This window comes from Microbulbifer flavimaris, from assembly GCF_001641755.2.
GTDB lineage: Bacteria > Pseudomonadota > Gammaproteobacteria > Pseudomonadales > Cellvibrionaceae > Microbulbifer > Microbulbifer flavimaris.
Map to the genome: position 1 here is coordinate 1,045,419 of NZ_LRFG02000001.1, position 15,577 is coordinate 1,060,995.

A 15,577-nucleotide genomic window follows, 5' to 3' on the forward strand; every position below is an offset into this window, starting at 1 on the left:
CGATATACTCAAAAATGACGATAAATTTTCTCATGCTCGGCCGCTACTGACACCCAGCTCATATACCTTTTCTTATAGAAGAAAGTCTCAGCCTCATCAATTATCTTTTCAGAAGGGCCCCGATCAAAAACTGCGAGTATTTCTCTCACTGCACTGTCAACATCACCTCTTTCATATAATCGACCCTTTGTATACTTGATTGACTCACATAAACTAGGTTCGTCGGGGCAGACGACTGGTACACCATAACTGTGAGCCAAATATACAACCCCAGAATTTAACCTCCCGCCTCTTGGGATCAATATCACATCGGCCTTTTCAAGCAATGAGACAACATGAGCGTTTTCGATGCGACGATGAAGCCTCAAGATTCTAGTATTAGCATTATTTGTAATGCTTTTTCGCTCCTTCCAGTGCAGCACTTCGTCAGACACAGGTCCCGCCAAAATAGTATTGTGGCCCAAATTCGAGAGCTGACCTGCTACAGCTAGGGATAGCTTGAGCTCGGCAGACTCCCTGATGCCGCCAAAGACTAGAACAGTTGAGCCTTCTTGAGCCAACAAATCGAGATCCAAGAGCTTCTCTTGACACAAAGATCTGTAGTAGTCGAAATCACCGTGACGAGCAACAAAGTGCTTTGAAAAATCACACCAACTTCGATCGCCATAGTAGCTCTGTATTTTAGAGACAGATTCACTCGAGAGATGCACAAACGCTGTACAATAGTTAGCGATCGTATCCAATAGATCAAAGCCTAAATCCGCAAAATCTTTTTTAGGCAAAAGATTATGAAAGGTTAAGACGATCTTTGTCGTCTTTGCAATCTCGCTCAATCGCTGCTCTATTGCGTTAATCAACTCTAATGTGGGCTTCTTCCATGCAGTTAAGACTTCGATCCACTGCATGTGAAGAACGTCAATGTTACTGTAGTCAAGTTGCCAAAAATTATCGACGCCGACACTAACCTCAGCACCAGAAAGCTGAAGAGATCGAACCAACTCCATTGTATACGGGTTGTCAGGATCACCTTTATTTAGATCCACACAGACATGAACTGCTAACGGCCCTTTCACAGGGCTTTTAGCGGGTCTGCTAACAGCTGGAAATCCACACCAAGCAAAATTAAATCGAGAAAACACAGATCCATCACCGCTAGCCCGCTGATACAAACAGGAAAGCGATGAATAGAAGCCTAGGCGATTATCGATAAAACCCTCACCTTTAGGCTTTGGCCGATTACAAATTTCCTCCCAAATCTTCTTCTCTTTAAATCCAAATTTATAATGCGCTCTCATTGGACCTGTATAATGACGAATATAATCCTTGAGCTCGACATCCCAGGTATTATTCCATCTTAAAGAAATATTTTTGTAGCGGGCATACTTTCGAACCTCATGAATTACGTATCCATTCTCACCCCAGCCGACTGTATCAATTTGGCTAAGTGGCTTTCCAAAATCCTGGAGAACACGCTCTAACAGTGCCTTGGATTCAGGCGTCGCCTTAACAATAATCACCCCTGAATTAGGCCGCCCCGAGTGTCCATTCGCAAGATAGACGTCGGCGTCATCCTCAAAAAGGTCCACAAAATTAGGACACTTCTTTTGAATCTCGGCATCCCCATCCACGAACATGACTGCTTCATAGCCTGCATCCATTGCCCCTATAAGCAATGGAATTTTTAACCAAGCGACTTCTCTCCCAAGAACATCAGACCCTGGGCCACTGATTAATTGATAGTCATGACCATACTTTCGTGCATAACGCTCATGAGTTTTAATAATTTTAGCAAATGCTTTATCGTAGTTATCTGTAGCTACCGAAAATACAAGAGTCTTCTTCATTCCTTCCACATTTTGTTTTGAATTTACTAAAAATTATTGTTCAGGCTCGGCCATAGGCATCATTAAACCTTACAATATCATCTGCACCTAAATAGCTCCCGCTTTGCACTTCAATCAGCTCCATTGGCAGAATGCCTGAATTAGTCAGGCGGTGTTTCGCACCGATCGGGATATACACACTTTCATTCTCTGAAAGCATTATCTGCTCCCCGTCTCTCTCTACAATTGCCGTGCCGGATACCACCACCCAATGCTCCGCGCGGTGGTGATGCATTTGAAGTGAGAGGCTCGCTCCCGGATTCACCGTGATGCGCTTTACCTGGAATCGCGGGCCGTTGCCGATGGAATCGTATTTACCCCAAGGACGCACCACCTCGCGGTGGATTTCGTGCTCGTCACGGCCGGCCGTCTTGATTTTGCTGACGATGGCTTTGACTTCCTGGACGCGGTCTTTTGGTGCAACCAGTGTCGCGTTCTTGGTGTCGACGATCACCAGGTCTTCCACGCCCACGGCAGCCACCAGGTGGTCTTCACCGAATACCAGTGAGTTCTTGCACCCTTCCATGATTACGTCGCCCACGGCCACGTTGCCGTGCTGGTCTTTGTCCAGCGCCTCCCACAGGGAAGACCAGGAACCCACGTCGGACCAGCCGCAGTCCAGGGGCACCACATAGCCACTGTGGGTCCTTTCCATTACGGCGTAGTCAATGCTGTCTTCGGGGATCCCTGCCACATCCTCGCTGCGGAGTTTGATAAAGTCGCTCTCCACAACCGCGTTGTCCATTGCTGTGGCTGAAGCCTCCGCAATTCCACCGGCGTGTTCAGCTAGCTCTGTCAACAGGTACCTGGCCCCAAACAGGAACATGCCGGCATTCCAGTAGTAATCGCCACCGTCGACATACTGCTTCGCGGTCTCGAGGTCCGGCTTTTCTACGAATTGCGCGATCTTGCAAATTGCGCCATCGCCGCCTTCGGCTTTCTGGATATAGCCGTAACCGGTCTCCGGCGCTGTCGGCACGATGCCGAATGTCACCAGGCCACCGTCGATGGATTTTTCCAAGCCAATATCAACAGCCTGATGGAACTGGTCCACGTCCTCGAGGAGGTGATCGGCTTGGCGAAGCCGCGAACACGCTCAAGGGTCTGTTGTAGCATGGTCTGCTCACCAGTCAGGCTCAGCAGTTGCTTGGGCAACATCTTCCGGGATTTGGGCCACAACCGGGTGCCGGAACCGCCGCAAAGAATGACTGGTGTAATACTCGTGTTACTCACGTTTAAACTCTATGTTCTCGTCGTTTTTTTTAATTGTTTTGCCAGTTCAGTTTTGAACGGCATGTCTCGTAGAAATTGTGGTCAATCGGGTGAATCAGGGTCAGCCGATGGGGTTTCTTATGGATGCGGATGACATCGCCGGGCTCAGTAATAATCTGGTCGTGACCGTCACAGGTCACATGCGGCAGGGCCACATTGTGCTCTCCTACTATGACTTTGAACTCACTGCTTCCCTCAACAACAATTGGCCTGCTGCTTAGCGTGTGGGGATTCAGGGGCACCACGACAATTGCATCCAGCTTTGGGTGCATAATCGGGCCACCGCCCGAGAGGGCATAGGCCGTTGAGCCTGTAGGGGTGGAGATGATCAGGCCATCAGAACGCTGGGTGTACACGAATTGACCATCAATAAACAGGTCAAATTCGATCATGCGGATAAATTCACCGGGGTGAATCACCACATCGTTAAGCGCCGAGCCCTTGCCGACTGGCTTGCCGTCGCGGGTGACGGACATGTCGAGCAGGAACCGGCTCTCCGCCATGTACTTGCCTGCCAGTACTTCGCCGACCTTCAGCTCAATTTCATCAGGGGTAATGTCTGTGAGGAAGCCCAGCCTGCCGCGGTTGATACCCAGAAGCGGCACACTGTATTTGGCGAGCGCGCGTGCAGCCCCCAAGAGGCTGCCATCGCCACCGACTACGATAACCAGATCGCAAAGTTCGCCGAGCTTGTCTCTGGTCGAGACCCTGGCTTTGTGGTCACTGACCCCGGTAGCCGTTTCCTGCTCCAGAACGACCTCGTAGCCTCCCTTTTTCAGGAAGGCCATTAGCCGCTTCAGTGACAGCACTGCGCTGTCACTCTCAGTACGACCGATCAGGCCAATGTTATGGAATTCTGACACCGTTCCCCCGAGGCGCCTGAACTAGATCAGGTCACTTAAACTGGCTTCTTCTTTCTTTTCTCGTGTTAGCCGAGACACCCCTACCCCAGCTCATTGCAAAGTCCCTGCCGGATAACCCCACCTGTCCGGCAGCGACCTACCAAGAAATGCCACTGCCACTGCCACTTCAAACAATCGAGCATTCTACCCCGGACACATTTTGTGACGCAATTATCAACTGGTGTCACGCCGCGTGCGGCCAAGTTAGAGCAAAACACACTCACATGGAGCAAAAATTAGCCAGCGTATTTGTGAGTTTGCATCCTGACTGATAACAGCGCGCTCTTTTTTGCAAAACGCCACATAATGCCGGGCCGCTTAAGAAGCCTGTAGCAAAAACCGAGCCATCGCCGTCTTGAAGCCGGTTACCGCACAACTAGTGGTCGCCACCAGTCTGCATTGGCCAGATACCAGCTGACAGTCTTCTTAATGCCGGACTCAAAACTCTCCTGAGGGGCATAACCCAGCTCTTCACGACTCTTGAGTGCATCAATCGCGTAGCGGCGGTCGTGGCCCGGTCGATCGGTGACATATCGGATCAGGTCCCGGCTCCTGCACTCAGAGGCTTTCTTGGCTGACGGGTAACTTTCCGAGAGCTCCTTATTTTCAGCGAATTGCTCATCCATCAATTGGCACACGAGCTTTACGATCTCAATATTGTGCCACTCGTTATGCCCCCCGATGTTGTAGTTCTCACCGACCTGCCCCTTTTTGAGTACAAGCTCGATACCTCTCGCATGATCCTCTACATACAGCCAATCCCTGACCTGCTTGCCGTCGCCATAGACCGGGATCGGCCGGTCATGGAGGATGTTGGTGACAATCAACGGAATGAGCTTCTCGGGGAAATGAAAAGGGCCGTAGTTATTGGAGCAATTTGAGGTAGTCACCTGCAAACCATACGTATGGTGGTACGCTCGAACCAGGTGATCTGATGCTGCTTTACTCGCCGAGTAAGGAGAATTAGGTGCGTACGCCGTAGTTTCAGCAAATGCCGGATCATTAGGCTCCAGGGTGCCGTAGACCTCGTCTGTACTCACATGGTGGAAGCGATGACCCATGGGCGGCAAACCATCGGCCGCAGGCAGGTCGATCCAGATTTTCTTCGCCGCCTTGAGGAGGCTGTGTGTACCAATGATATTGGTTTCGATAAACGCATCCGGCCCACTTATCGAGCGGTCCACATGGGATTCGGCCGCAAAGTGGACAATGGTGTCCAAGGAGTACTCCAGCAGCAATTCCTCCACCAGACTGGTATTACAAATGTCGCCATGGACGAAGGTAAATCCCGGATGTGACTCCACGGAAGATAGACTGGCCCGGTTGCCGGCATAAGTAAGGGCATCCAACACTACCACGATATCGTCGGGGTGCTTTTGCAGCCAGTAGTGGACAAAGTTGGCACCAATGAAACCCGCCCCCCCAGTGACGAGAAGTCTTCTGGTGGCTCGACTTGCTATATTCTCAGACATATTCGTTCTTTTTCTCTTTGCTCTCTACTTGCGCGACCAGCTCCTCCAACATACCGTCAAGCTGCTTGCGCCAATGCTTGGTCTGGCACCGGTAGAGTTCTTCAAAGCCGGATTTATCCAGCACACTATATTGCGGTCGCTTGGCAGGAGTCGGGTAAGCCGTGTGCAGGAGCGGACGGATGGGCATTGCTGTCTTCAAAAGCTTTTTCTGCAGCGCGAGCTCTTGAATAGCCTCAGCAAAGTCATACCAGGAGGCGACGCCCGCGTCGGTCCAATTCGCTATCGTTGTGCCGTTTACGGATTGTCCTGTGACCATCGACTCCCCGGCTTTCCATATCGCCTCCGCGAGGGTCTTCGCCCATGTAGGGCTGCCGACCTGATCACAGACAACAGCAAGCTGTTCCCGCTCCGGGTCGCCCATCAGGCGCAACATGGTCTTGACGAAGTTTTGCCCATGAGAGGAGTACACCCAGGAGGTGCGCAAGATCAGGGCGCAGGCAAGCTCACGGCTGCGGATTTCCGCCTCTCCCGCCAACTTGCTGGCGCCGTAAACGCTGAGCGGGTTTGTGGGATCAGTATTGGTATAGGGACTGGAATGGTTACCATCAAAGACGAAGTCCGTTGAGATATGGATCAACGGGAGGTCAAACTGCTTTGCAACATCCGCGACTGTCGCTACTGCTTGCTGATTAACCTGGTAAGCCTGCTGAACTTCGGACTCCGCTTTATCTACCGCGGTATAAGCTGCCGCATTAATCAGCAGGTCGGGATTCAACTCGTTGACGGCGTCTTGCAACTGGGACGGATGATTGAGGTTTAACTCGTTACGCCCACAGGCAGTAGCCTTCCAGCCATCAGGGCAAGTGCGCACCAGCTCCCAAGCCACTTGGCCGCTTTTGCCTAAAATCAATGCATTCTTCACAGCTGGTCACTTCTTAATATTGGAGCGGCAGTCGGGGCGCCTGCGCAAGTGGCAGACCGTCCAGGTCTTTGACTGACAACTGAGGTTGCTGCCCTGCCGGCACTGGCCAGCCGATACCGATGGTAGGGTCATCCCATTTGACGCTAATTTCGCTCTGGGGATGGTAGTAATCCGTGCATTTGTAGACGAACTCTGCGGATTCAGTGGTCACGTAAAAACCGTGAGCAAAGCCGGCGGGAACCCAGAGCTGACGACCATTTTCCGCAGAGAGATATTCGCCAACCCATTGACCGAAAGTCGGTGACCCCTCCCGCACATCCACCGCCACATCGAAAACCTCTCCCTGCACGACACGCACAAGTTTGCCCTGCGTGTGCTCGGTCTGGTAGTGCAGCCCACGCAGGATTCCCCTGGCGGATTTCGAATGGTTATCCTGCACGAAGCTTACATTTGCTACCTGCTCGCGGAACCAGGCATCGCGGAAGGTTTCCATGAAGAAACCGCGTTCGTCACCGAACACTCTGGGCTGAAGCAACTTGACGTCAGGTATCTTTGTATCAATCAGCTCCATGATCAGAACACCCGGTCTTCGAGTACCTGAAGCAGATACTCACCATAACCACTCTTGCGCAGAGGCTCAGCCAGTCCTTTAAGTTGTGCGGCGGAGATATAGCCCATCCGGTAGGCTACTTCTTCAGGACACGCTATCTTGAGCCCCTGGCGGGCTTCAATAGTTTGCACAAAGTGATTTGCTGCGAGTAGATTGTCGTGGGTCCCTGTATCAAGCCACGCCGCACCGCGACCGAGTAACTCCACCGTCAGGGTGCCGGCCTCGAGATAAGCCCGATTGATATCAGTAATTTCCAGCTCGCCACGGGCAGATGGCTGGATAGACTTGGCAATCTCTACCACCTGATTGTCATAAAAATAGAGGCCGGTGACGGCATATTTTGACTTGGGCTCTGCGGGCTTTTCTTCAATGGAGAGCGCTCTGCCTTCCTCATCAAACTCGACCACGCCATAGGCGCGGGGATCATTGACGTGGTAACCGAACACAGTTGCGCCCTGTTCTCTGGATGAGGCGCGTTGCAGCAAGCTCAGGAAATCATGGGAATAAAAGATATTGTCGCCGAGCACCAGGGCGCAGCTATCATCCCCGATAAAGGATTCACCGATGATGAAGGCCTGAGCCAGCCCATCAGGAGAAGGTTGCTCCGCATAGGAAAGGTTTACACCCCAGGACTCACCGGAACCGAGAAGCCGCTCAAATGCTGGCAAGTCCTCTGGTGTGGAGATAATCAGGATATCCCGGATGCCCGCCAACATCAGCGTTGTCAGCGGGTAATAGATCATGGGCTTGTCATAGACGGGGATCAGCTGCTTGCTTACCGCCTTAGTCAAAGGAAAGAGCCGGCTACCCGTCCCCCCCGCCAGAATTATTCCTTTGCGCACACATCCCCCCAGGAACATCATTCTTATGACTATCTAGCTAGCCGTACTCAAAACAATCGCCAATTATGCAGCACAGAGGCACCCGGGTCGAGCTTGCCCCAAGGCGAACGCCACGATGGACTGATTATTTTTTGAACTTCCCCATTGCCAATCCCCGCCTTCCCTGCAGTCCACCGGAGTGCAGCAGCAGGATTCTTGCGCCTGGTGAGATCTTATCTGCCTGCAGCTCCCCGTGGAGCGCATAAGCTAACTTTGCGGTGTAAACGGGATCCAGAGGCACACCAGCCATCCGCTCAAAAGTTCTCATAAATGCTTTCAGCTCAGGCGTCATCCGAGCATATCCGCCGCAGTCGTAGCCCTCTCGCAATCGCTCCAATCGGGCATTACTGCTCAACTCGTGCAGCCAAGATACAGCTTGTTCGAATATTGATCGACCTGCTTTCAATACTGGCACTCCAACGACTCCTGTCGCTTCAAGCCCCGCTTGAACACCGGCCAAAGTCAAACCCGTGCCGCATGCCAGCCAGACCTGACCGAACCGCACCGGAGCCGTTTCATCGATGATCCGGCCAAGAAACTCCGCGCCACGCGCGCCTTTCAGGTTCGCGCCACCTTCCGGTACAAAGAAAGCGCCCCGCTCTTGTAATCCGACCTCACTCAGGAAGCCGGACTTGCTGCGCTTACGGTAGAGATCACGGGACACAAAGCAAAGTTCCATACCAAAGCGTTCGGCGTCCTGAAGCGTGGCACTGAGGTGCTTTGGGCGCTGGCCCCGGATGATGCCGACAGTCTCAAGTCCGAATCGACGGCCTGCTGCGGCAACAGCGTGGATATGATTTGACCAGGCGCCACCACAGGTGATTATTTTTTCAGCACCCTGGTCGCGAGCCTCTAGCAGGTTGAACAACAACTTGTAGGCCTTGTTGCCGGAAATCAGCGGATCAAGTAGGTCGTCCCGGCGAATCCAGACCTCGATCCCGGGAAACAGCTCGTCGGGTAGACGCTGATAAGGTACTTCGCGAGCGGCCCGCTCGAGCTCGGGGAGAGTCAGTTCTGAAAGGTATCGGAGTGTCACCGGATTTTCCGTCTACGGGGATAAGATCGGGTGGGGGAAGATCAAGCGGGCTCGGGGAGCCGCCCCTCGACCACAAAACTGGCGCTCTGGAACTCGTGGGTCTCCACGCGATCCGCGCTCTTGATCAGGAAAGTGACTCCGTCTTTGTTGGTTTCAGCAGTCACGTCGGCCTCCTGAGCGGGGGGACGCTTGAGGAGACAGGTAGGCTCGAAAAGCGCCACATTGATTCCCTCAGTGCCCTCGATATCGCCTTCGGTGGGCAGACTGCTGAGCCCCGACTGGATCGCCCGGGCGGAAATAGACTCTATGCCTTCGATACCCAGCCCCCGCAATTTTGCGCCCAATTGCTGGGTGAAGCGATAATCCGCCGGGTCACTCAGCTTTTGCCAGTGCGGCCGCCAGCCAGCATCCTGCAGTGCCACACCCTGGTGGATGCGATACTTGGCAGAGAAGATATTGTGGTAACTGGTGATCGGACGAGGTGGCGGCTCAGCCATATCGGAGTAGAAGCGCAACCGGTAAAACGCGGCCTCCGCAAGTACTGTGGTTACGCTTTTGCTGCCATAGAAAATGCCGTTCTCTGCAACACGCCCGAACCGGGAGCCCCAGGGCAACGGAGGGTAACGGAACGGCGTGGCCAGCAGGTAGTGAAGGCCCTCACTTCCAGGCAAGCTTTCCGGCTTGCTCCGCTCCAGCAGACTTTCTAGCACCTGTTGTTTCTGGAGACTGTCCACCAGCCCCCGGGTAGCGACCTCCTCCTGAGACTCCACAATCCGATAGAGCTTTCCCAGCAAGCGACGTCTTGTGGTGAGGATGAGATCAGTCAGGGAGTCGCTCACACCTTGCCCCGCATGGCGTCCAGGTAACTGACAACACGAACCAGGCCGTCAATTCGGGTAGCGATCTCTCGGGGTACACCGTTCAAAGCCCGGTTCTCAGTCTGGAACCAGTGGCGGGCGCCCTCCTCTCCACCCATCAGCACAAAGGCAGATCGATAGGCGCGCACCAGCAAAAGTCCCAGCTGACCCGGCGCACTCTCCGGATCGAGCTCGACCTTGCGGCGCAGGGTGCGGTCATCTAGGTGAATGATGTCCCCGAGCTCCCGCTTTCTCAGCCCGAGCTGCTCACCGGTGCGCAGCAACGCCTCCAGCAGGACGGCGCCTTCCGTTGGACTGGATTTGACTGAGGCTGAGATGCTCACTGCAACACTCCAATTGCGCTTTTGTCCGAAACTTAGTGCTAAACCGGACATTTTGCAAGGCGTATAGCCAAGTTAGATCAAATCGGGCTGTTATCAACTGCAGTGATGGCTGGTCATCATGACAGGTGAGTGGTCTATGGTCATTTTCTTGATTTAGAGTCCTACCCAACCAACCAACGCCCATAGGAAAAGGAAACCAGCAATGTTGAAAGCGGAATATCAAGAGCGCGGCCCAGTGCCGCAGAATGTAATCGAGGCGGTGCCATTCGAAAAACCGGCTCTCGGGGAGGGGGAAGTACTCGTGGAGCTGCTGGCAGCCCCCATCAATCCATCCGATGTGCTGACACTGACCGGCGAATACGGGATGTTGCCGCCCCTCCCTGCTGTGGGGGGGAATGAGGGCGTTGGCAAGGTGGTTGAGCTCGGCCCTGGTGTCGATAAGCCTGCTGTTGGCCAGACAGTGTTACTCCCGGTGGGCTGCGGCACCTGGCGAACACACCTGGTTGCCCAAGCGGACAAGCTGATCCCCCTGCCCAATGAGGCAGATCCGCAGCAATTGTCGATGATCTCCATCAATCCGCCCACGGCATCACTGCTGCTGAGCGAGTTCGTGGATTTGCAGTCGGGGGACTGGGTGATTCAAAACGCGGCCAACTCCGGCGTCGGTAGCTACCTGATCCAGCTGGCAAAGATCCGCGGCTTCAAGACAGTAAACATCGTGCGCCGCGAGTCTCTGGTTGCACCTCTCAAAGAAGAGGGAGCAGATGTCGTGCTGGTCGATGGTGACGACCTGGCAAGCCGCGTGAAGGAGGCGACGGGCGGCGCTCCAATCCGTCTCGGCATCGACGCCGTGGGCGATACCGCGACCGGGCGCATCGCCGATAGCCTGGAGGAGGGAGCAACCCTGGTTAACTACGGCATGATGAGCGGCAAGCCGTGCAAGATCTCGCCTGCTTCGCTGATCTTTCGCGGAGTCTCCCTGAAAGGTTTCTGGCTGGCGAAATGGTTTGAGAACGCGTCTCCGGAGCAGCAGATGACGGTTTATGGGGAGCTGACCAAACTGATTGCCGCGGGAGAACTCAAAGCACCGATCGACAGCGTGTTCAGCGTGAAAGATATCAAACGCGCGGTGTCACTGGCTGCGGAGGGAGAGCGGAATGGGAAGGTGTTGGTGACGGCTTGAGCTCGAAAGCGAACGTAAAAGCAACTGAGCTCGTTTACTGCATTACCTGCGTTGTTTCGTAGTGTTGTAAAAACCTCACTGCTTGGGCTAGATGGGCATCCAATGGCAACGCGTTGGGGCCACCCAAGGCGCCTCGACGCTTCAATCATTCCAGCCATTCTGTTGAACGGTTTTTGGTGTTGCTATCCCAGAAATGCGAATGAACTAGCCGGTTTAAGTGGCGTTTCAATTTGATGGAATAGTAAATTCTGGGGCGGGACTGGCTAGTGCAATGACTCGCCACATCCATGTGGCTCGGCCTTCGGCCAGCTAAAGCTGCCCAAATCCGTTCCTGACGAATTTGTCGAACGAGGGTACTGATTCGGGCCATCCCGGCCCTCACCCTACGGGCAGTGCCGCTGCGCGCCACTGTCCAAAATTGTTCCGGACATTTTTGTGTCACGCCGATCTGAAAGATACAAAAAAGCTCAGCTCTTCCAACTGAGCAAATCAGAGCTTCGTAGCGGGACGGGACTGACTCGGGCCATCCTGGCCCTCGCCCTGCGGGCGATGCCGCAATGCGGCATCGTCCAAATCGGCTTTCCTGCCGATTTGTCGAACGAGGGTTCTGTCACGACGATCTGACAAATACAAAAAAGCCCCCTCACTTTCGTGAGGGGGCTTTTTTGTATTTGGCGGACCGGACGGGACTCGAACCCGCGACCTCCGGCGTGACAGGCCGGCATTCTAACCAACTGAACTACCGGTCCTCGGTAGTGCACCTCCCAAAAGGAGATGGTGGGTGGTACAGGGGTCGAACCTGTGACCTACGGCTTGTAAGGCCGTCGCTCTCCCAACTGAGCTAACCACCCATTTCGCTTTCGCGACGCTCTGTGGTTTGGGGCCTTGCCCCCTCGAGCGACGCGCATCATACCCGATGGAGTTCGGGTGTCAACAAGAAACAAATACGCGCCAGCGATATTTTTCACCGGCGCTCAAAGTGCAAGCAATCTGCTCAAATTCAGTCCCGCGCGCCCTGCTCCAGTGGTAGCGAAACCGGCACTGGCTGCTCGAGCTCCTCCTCCGCCAGCTTATCGCCGGCCTGACGATAATCGGGCGAAATCAGGTGACCAGCGATGCGAACCGGTTCCCGTGCGGGGATCAGGTCTTCGCTGGGGCGGGCCAGGTCCGGTTGGCTGTAATTGCAGACACCTGTCGGGAAAATCCGCTGCATGTCCACCATACGCTCCGCAATGGCCTCGCTGCTCGCCCCATAAACGCCACTGGTCAGGGCCTGCTCCACCGGCTGTAGCTGACACTTGAACACATCGTCCGTGATTGGTGCACCCGCCACCTGACGAGAGGTGCGATAGACCGGATACTCCTCCATACACGCGCCGGTGGGCCGGCTATTCCAGGCGCCATCCCAGACGTCCGGACCGACCGCAATGATATTGCCCTCCTGGTCATAGCACTGGTCACCGGCATCAACCGGCCGATTGGCAGCAACGCCGGCTTCCGGGTTGTCCATGATATTCAGCATCCAGCGGTCGATGGTATCGAGGGCCTCGTCCAGCGGCGTGTAGTCTTTGTGTGCCACCCAGATAAGCTGATTGTCGGCATGGCCGCGGGCCCGGCGCATGCGTTCGCGGGCAGAGAAAGACGCCACGCTGTGGTGCATGTCCAGCTCGTCATCCAGGTAATGGCGCAGATCGATAATGGGGATCTCCGCGTCTCCAAGAAATACGTGACCGGACCGGTAGATGCCCTCAATAGCCTCCATGCTGGCCCGACTGCGCGATGCCGGTCGGTCGAGGCTGCCGATCCTCATGTTCTGCTCGCTCCAGACCGAGAGCTCTGGCGGAAACAGGTCGCCGTTCAGGAACCACAATTTTTCCCCGGCCTGGTTAATCGGATCCTTCCAGCCACCGATGCTGGCATTCAGGCGCAGGAAGGTGTCGACGGAAATCTCGCCATCTGCCAGCGCAGCCAGTCCGTACTGGACACCTTCGTTGTCCCAGGCGCTGTTTGCGTAACCGGAGTCACCGGCACCGTAAAATTGCCGCAAGTCTTCCCAGTGGGTCCAGTGAGTGCGCTCCGCTACCGCATCGTCAAAGTGCTTCTCGAAGTGAGCGAAATTGGGGTTGTTGACCAGCGGCACTAGCCCCCGCCAACCCTGGGTACATTCGGTGGCACCCTCCGTTCCGTCTCGGTAGCGGCCATCGAACAGAGCGGCAGCTGTCTTCAGGGTGCTGAAGCGACTCTCTACCTCATTACTGGCGGAGAGACCCTGGATCACCGTGCGCTCGCGGGCATCCTTCCAGCGCGGGTTGCCAACATCCAGCACATCGAAAAAGTACTCCAGCGGTTCGCAGTCAAAGACATAGATGGTCTGGGTGACCATATCTGGGTAGGAGTAAAGGGGAATGGCCGCGTCCAGCAGGCCCGGGGCATTCTGGGCGAAAAGGTATTGCTGGATGGCACCGCCGGAACCGCCCAGCCCGACTGTGTAGAGGGGCTCGCCATAGAGCGCCGTAAACTGCTTCTTCAGGCGACGCGCAGTGTCTTCCGCCAGCCAGATGTTGTAGTGGTTACTGGTCTGGTTGGCTGTGGAGTAGACGATGGCATAGCCACGGGCGAGCTGGTCCGCGCGCCTGGAGACAATATCGCCTTTGCTGATGTCGCCCTGCCGACGCCCTACCCCGACACCACCGCGCATCTGGTAAATCAGCCGCCGATTCCAGTTGGAAGGACTGGGCCGGGCCGCGGTTTCAGCGTCCCCTTTGAGGGCAGCGATCGCATAGTGATAGCGGTTGATGGTGCCGGTCTCGAGCCGCACGATAAAGTCGGTTGTACGGCCATTCACCGTGACCTGATCGATATCGCCATTGGCCTCTTCCAGCAGGCGAAAATCGCCGTCGATGGTACTGCGGTAGTAATAGGTCACTGCAGTGGCGTGGCTGCAGTCGCGGCTGTAGCCGATGACCTCGTCGGTCAGTTCTCCATCCTCCCCTTCCGCGAACACCGGCACGCCCTCGCCGTCATGGTTGTCGATCAGCGGCTGACGCTTGGTGACGCTATTTTCGTCACAGTAGAAGGGGTAAGTTGAAGGACCGGCAAAGAGGGTTTCCACCGGGCCAATCTCACCGATGGTGATGGGGAAAGGGTAATACTCCGGGGGTCTTGGCATCACCCGCGGGTGCGGTCCATCATAGGCTGGCTGAGGCCGGTGGTTGAGAGCGCCCTCCGGTACCCCAACCACGGGCGCCTTGGGCACTCCGGGGATTCTTGGCAACTCCTGGTAGCCATACCAGACCCCGGCACCCAGCGCCAGAAAGACCGCAATCACGATGCCAGAGAGTATCTGTCCTCTCCGTCCTGACATATCTGCCTCCAGACTACTCTCACGCCCTCGATATAGTCTGAGTATATGTGGCCATCGCCATCTCCACCGTCGGTTGGCGGATCAAACAACATGTCCGCAGAGATACGCGAAGCGATGGCGCGGACGAACTTAGGCGAGAGTGAAACGCTGCCTGTTGTGGGATAGTTCAGGGCAGGAAATTACGGTCGGGGTGACGACTGAGGTGGCAGTTTCCCCCGTCGTCATGCCGGCGCAGGCCGGCATCCAGAATAGATTGACGGAAAGTGCTGTGGGGCGTCGTTACTCAGTGGCTTATGGACCCCGGATCAAGTCCGGGGTGACGACTGAGGTGGCAATTTCCCCCGTCGTCATGCCGGTGCAGGCCGGGATCCAGAATAGGACTGGACGGGAAGTGCTGTGGGGCGTCGTTTCCCAGTGGCTTGTGGACTCCGGATCAAGTCCGGGGCGACGACTGAGGTGGCAGTTTCCCCGTCGTCATGCCGGCGCAGGCCGGCATCCAGAATAGGATTGAACGGGAAGTGCTGTGGGGCGTCGTTACTCAGTGGCTTGCGGACCCCGGATCAAGTCCGGGGCGACGACTGAGGTGGCAATTTCCCCGTCGTCATACCGGCGCAGGCCGGCATCCAGAATAGGATTGGACGGGAAGTGCTGTGGGGCGTCGTTACTCAGTAGCTTGTGGACCCCGGATCAAGTCCGGGGCGTCGACTGAGGTCGCAATTTCCCCGTCGTCATGCCGGCATCCAGAATAGGATTGGGCGGGAAGTGCTGTGGGGCGTCGTTACTCAGTAGCTTGTGGACCCCGGATCAAGTCCGGGGCGTCGACTGAGGTGGCAATTTCCCCGTCGTCATGC

General features: G+C 55.3%; 13 protein-coding genes and 2 tRNA genes. 1 reads left to right on the forward strand and 14 read right to left on the reverse strand.

The window, feature by feature from the left end; all coding sequences use genetic code 11:
- Positions 1-8 precede the first annotated feature (8 nt).
- The 11 genes from AWR36_RS04600 to AWR36_RS04645 form a co-directional block, all read right to left on the reverse strand.
- The gene (locus AWR36_RS04600; RefSeq protein ID WP_067081575.1) at positions 9-1,844 is read right to left on the reverse strand and encodes a glycosyltransferase; all 1,836 of its coding nucleotides are present in this window, start codon (positions 1,842-1,844) and stop codon (positions 9-11) included.
- Between the two features lie 40 nt (positions 1,845-1,884).
- On the reverse strand, positions 1,885-2,904 hold the full coding sequence (locus AWR36_RS04605; RefSeq protein WP_332835509.1) for a mannose-1-phosphate guanylyltransferase/mannose-6-phosphate isomerase: 1,020 nt from the start codon (positions 2,902-2,904) through the stop codon (positions 1,885-1,887).
- Positions 2,874-3,041, reverse strand: a complete 168-nt coding sequence (locus AWR36_RS16460) for a hypothetical protein (RefSeq protein WP_332835510.1) — start codon at positions 3,039-3,041, stop codon at positions 2,874-2,876. Before AWR36_RS16460 ends, AWR36_RS04605 begins: the two co-directional genes overlap by 31 nt.
- 104 nt (positions 3,042-3,145) lie before the next feature.
- Positions 3,146-4,018: an NAD(+) kinase gene (locus AWR36_RS04610; RefSeq protein ID WP_067081578.1), complete on the reverse strand. Its 873-nt coding sequence runs from the start codon at positions 4,016-4,018 to the stop codon at positions 3,146-3,148.
- 404 nt (positions 4,019-4,422) lie between these two features.
- Positions 4,423-5,529, reverse strand: coding sequence for a dTDP-glucose 4,6-dehydratase (rfbB, locus tag AWR36_RS04615; RefSeq protein WP_067081581.1), 1,107 nt, complete (start codon positions 5,527-5,529; stop codon positions 4,423-4,425).
- Complete coding sequence (gene rfbD / locus AWR36_RS04620; RefSeq protein WP_067104468.1) at positions 5,522-6,451, reverse strand: dTDP-4-dehydrorhamnose reductase; 930 nt, start codon at positions 6,449-6,451, stop codon at positions 5,522-5,524. Before rfbD ends, rfbB begins: the two co-directional genes overlap by 8 nt.
- A 13-nt stretch (positions 6,452-6,464) precedes the next feature.
- A complete protein-coding gene (gene rfbC, locus AWR36_RS04625; protein WP_067081584.1) occupies positions 6,465-7,022 on the reverse strand; it encodes a dTDP-4-dehydrorhamnose 3,5-epimerase in 558 nt (185 codons plus the stop codon).
- A 2-nt stretch (positions 7,023-7,024) separates the two neighbouring features.
- The gene (gene rfbA / locus AWR36_RS04630) at positions 7,025-7,924 is read right to left on the reverse strand and encodes a glucose-1-phosphate thymidylyltransferase RfbA (RefSeq protein ID WP_197409220.1); all 900 of its coding nucleotides are present in this window, start codon (positions 7,922-7,924) and stop codon (positions 7,025-7,027) included.
- 103 nt (positions 7,925-8,027) lie between these two features.
- Positions 8,028-8,978, reverse strand: coding sequence for a 1-aminocyclopropane-1-carboxylate deaminase/D-cysteine desulfhydrase (locus tag AWR36_RS04635; protein ID WP_067081590.1), 951 nt, complete (start codon positions 8,976-8,978; stop codon positions 8,028-8,030).
- 41 nt (positions 8,979-9,019) lie between these two features.
- Complete coding sequence (locus AWR36_RS04640) at positions 9,020-9,817, reverse strand: RES family NAD+ phosphorylase (RefSeq protein ID WP_096866611.1); 798 nt, start codon at positions 9,815-9,817, stop codon at positions 9,020-9,022.
- Positions 9,814-10,179 (reverse strand): MbcA/ParS/Xre antitoxin family protein, encoded by a 366-nt coding sequence (locus tag AWR36_RS04645; RefSeq protein ID WP_197409221.1) that lies wholly within the window; start codon positions 10,177-10,179, stop codon positions 9,814-9,816. Before AWR36_RS04645 ends, AWR36_RS04640 begins: the two co-directional genes overlap by 4 nt.
- Before the next feature lie 202 nt (positions 10,180-10,381).
- On the opposite strand from AWR36_RS04645, the gene AWR36_RS04650 reads away from it, so the two are divergent.
- The gene (locus tag AWR36_RS04650) at positions 10,382-11,362 is read left to right on the forward strand and encodes a zinc-dependent alcohol dehydrogenase family protein (protein ID WP_067081596.1); all 981 of its coding nucleotides are present in this window, start codon (positions 10,382-10,384) and stop codon (positions 11,360-11,362) included.
- 672 nt (positions 11,363-12,034) lie between these two features.
- On the opposite strand, the gene AWR36_RS04655 is transcribed toward AWR36_RS04650, so the two are convergent.
- The 3 genes from AWR36_RS04655 to AWR36_RS04665 all read right to left on the reverse strand — a co-directional run bounded on the left by AWR36_RS04655 (position 12,035) and on the right by AWR36_RS04665 (position 14,726).
- A tRNA-Asp gene (locus AWR36_RS04655) sits at positions 12,035-12,111 on the reverse strand.
- A 26-nt stretch (positions 12,112-12,137) separates the two neighbouring features.
- Positions 12,138-12,213 (reverse strand) — tRNA-Val (locus AWR36_RS04660).
- Between the two features lie 149 nt (positions 12,214-12,362).
- Positions 12,363-14,726 (reverse strand): DUF6351 family protein, encoded by a 2,364-nt coding sequence (locus AWR36_RS04665; RefSeq protein WP_067081599.1) that lies wholly within the window; start codon positions 14,724-14,726, stop codon positions 12,363-12,365.
- Positions 14,727-15,577 lie beyond the last annotated feature (851 nt).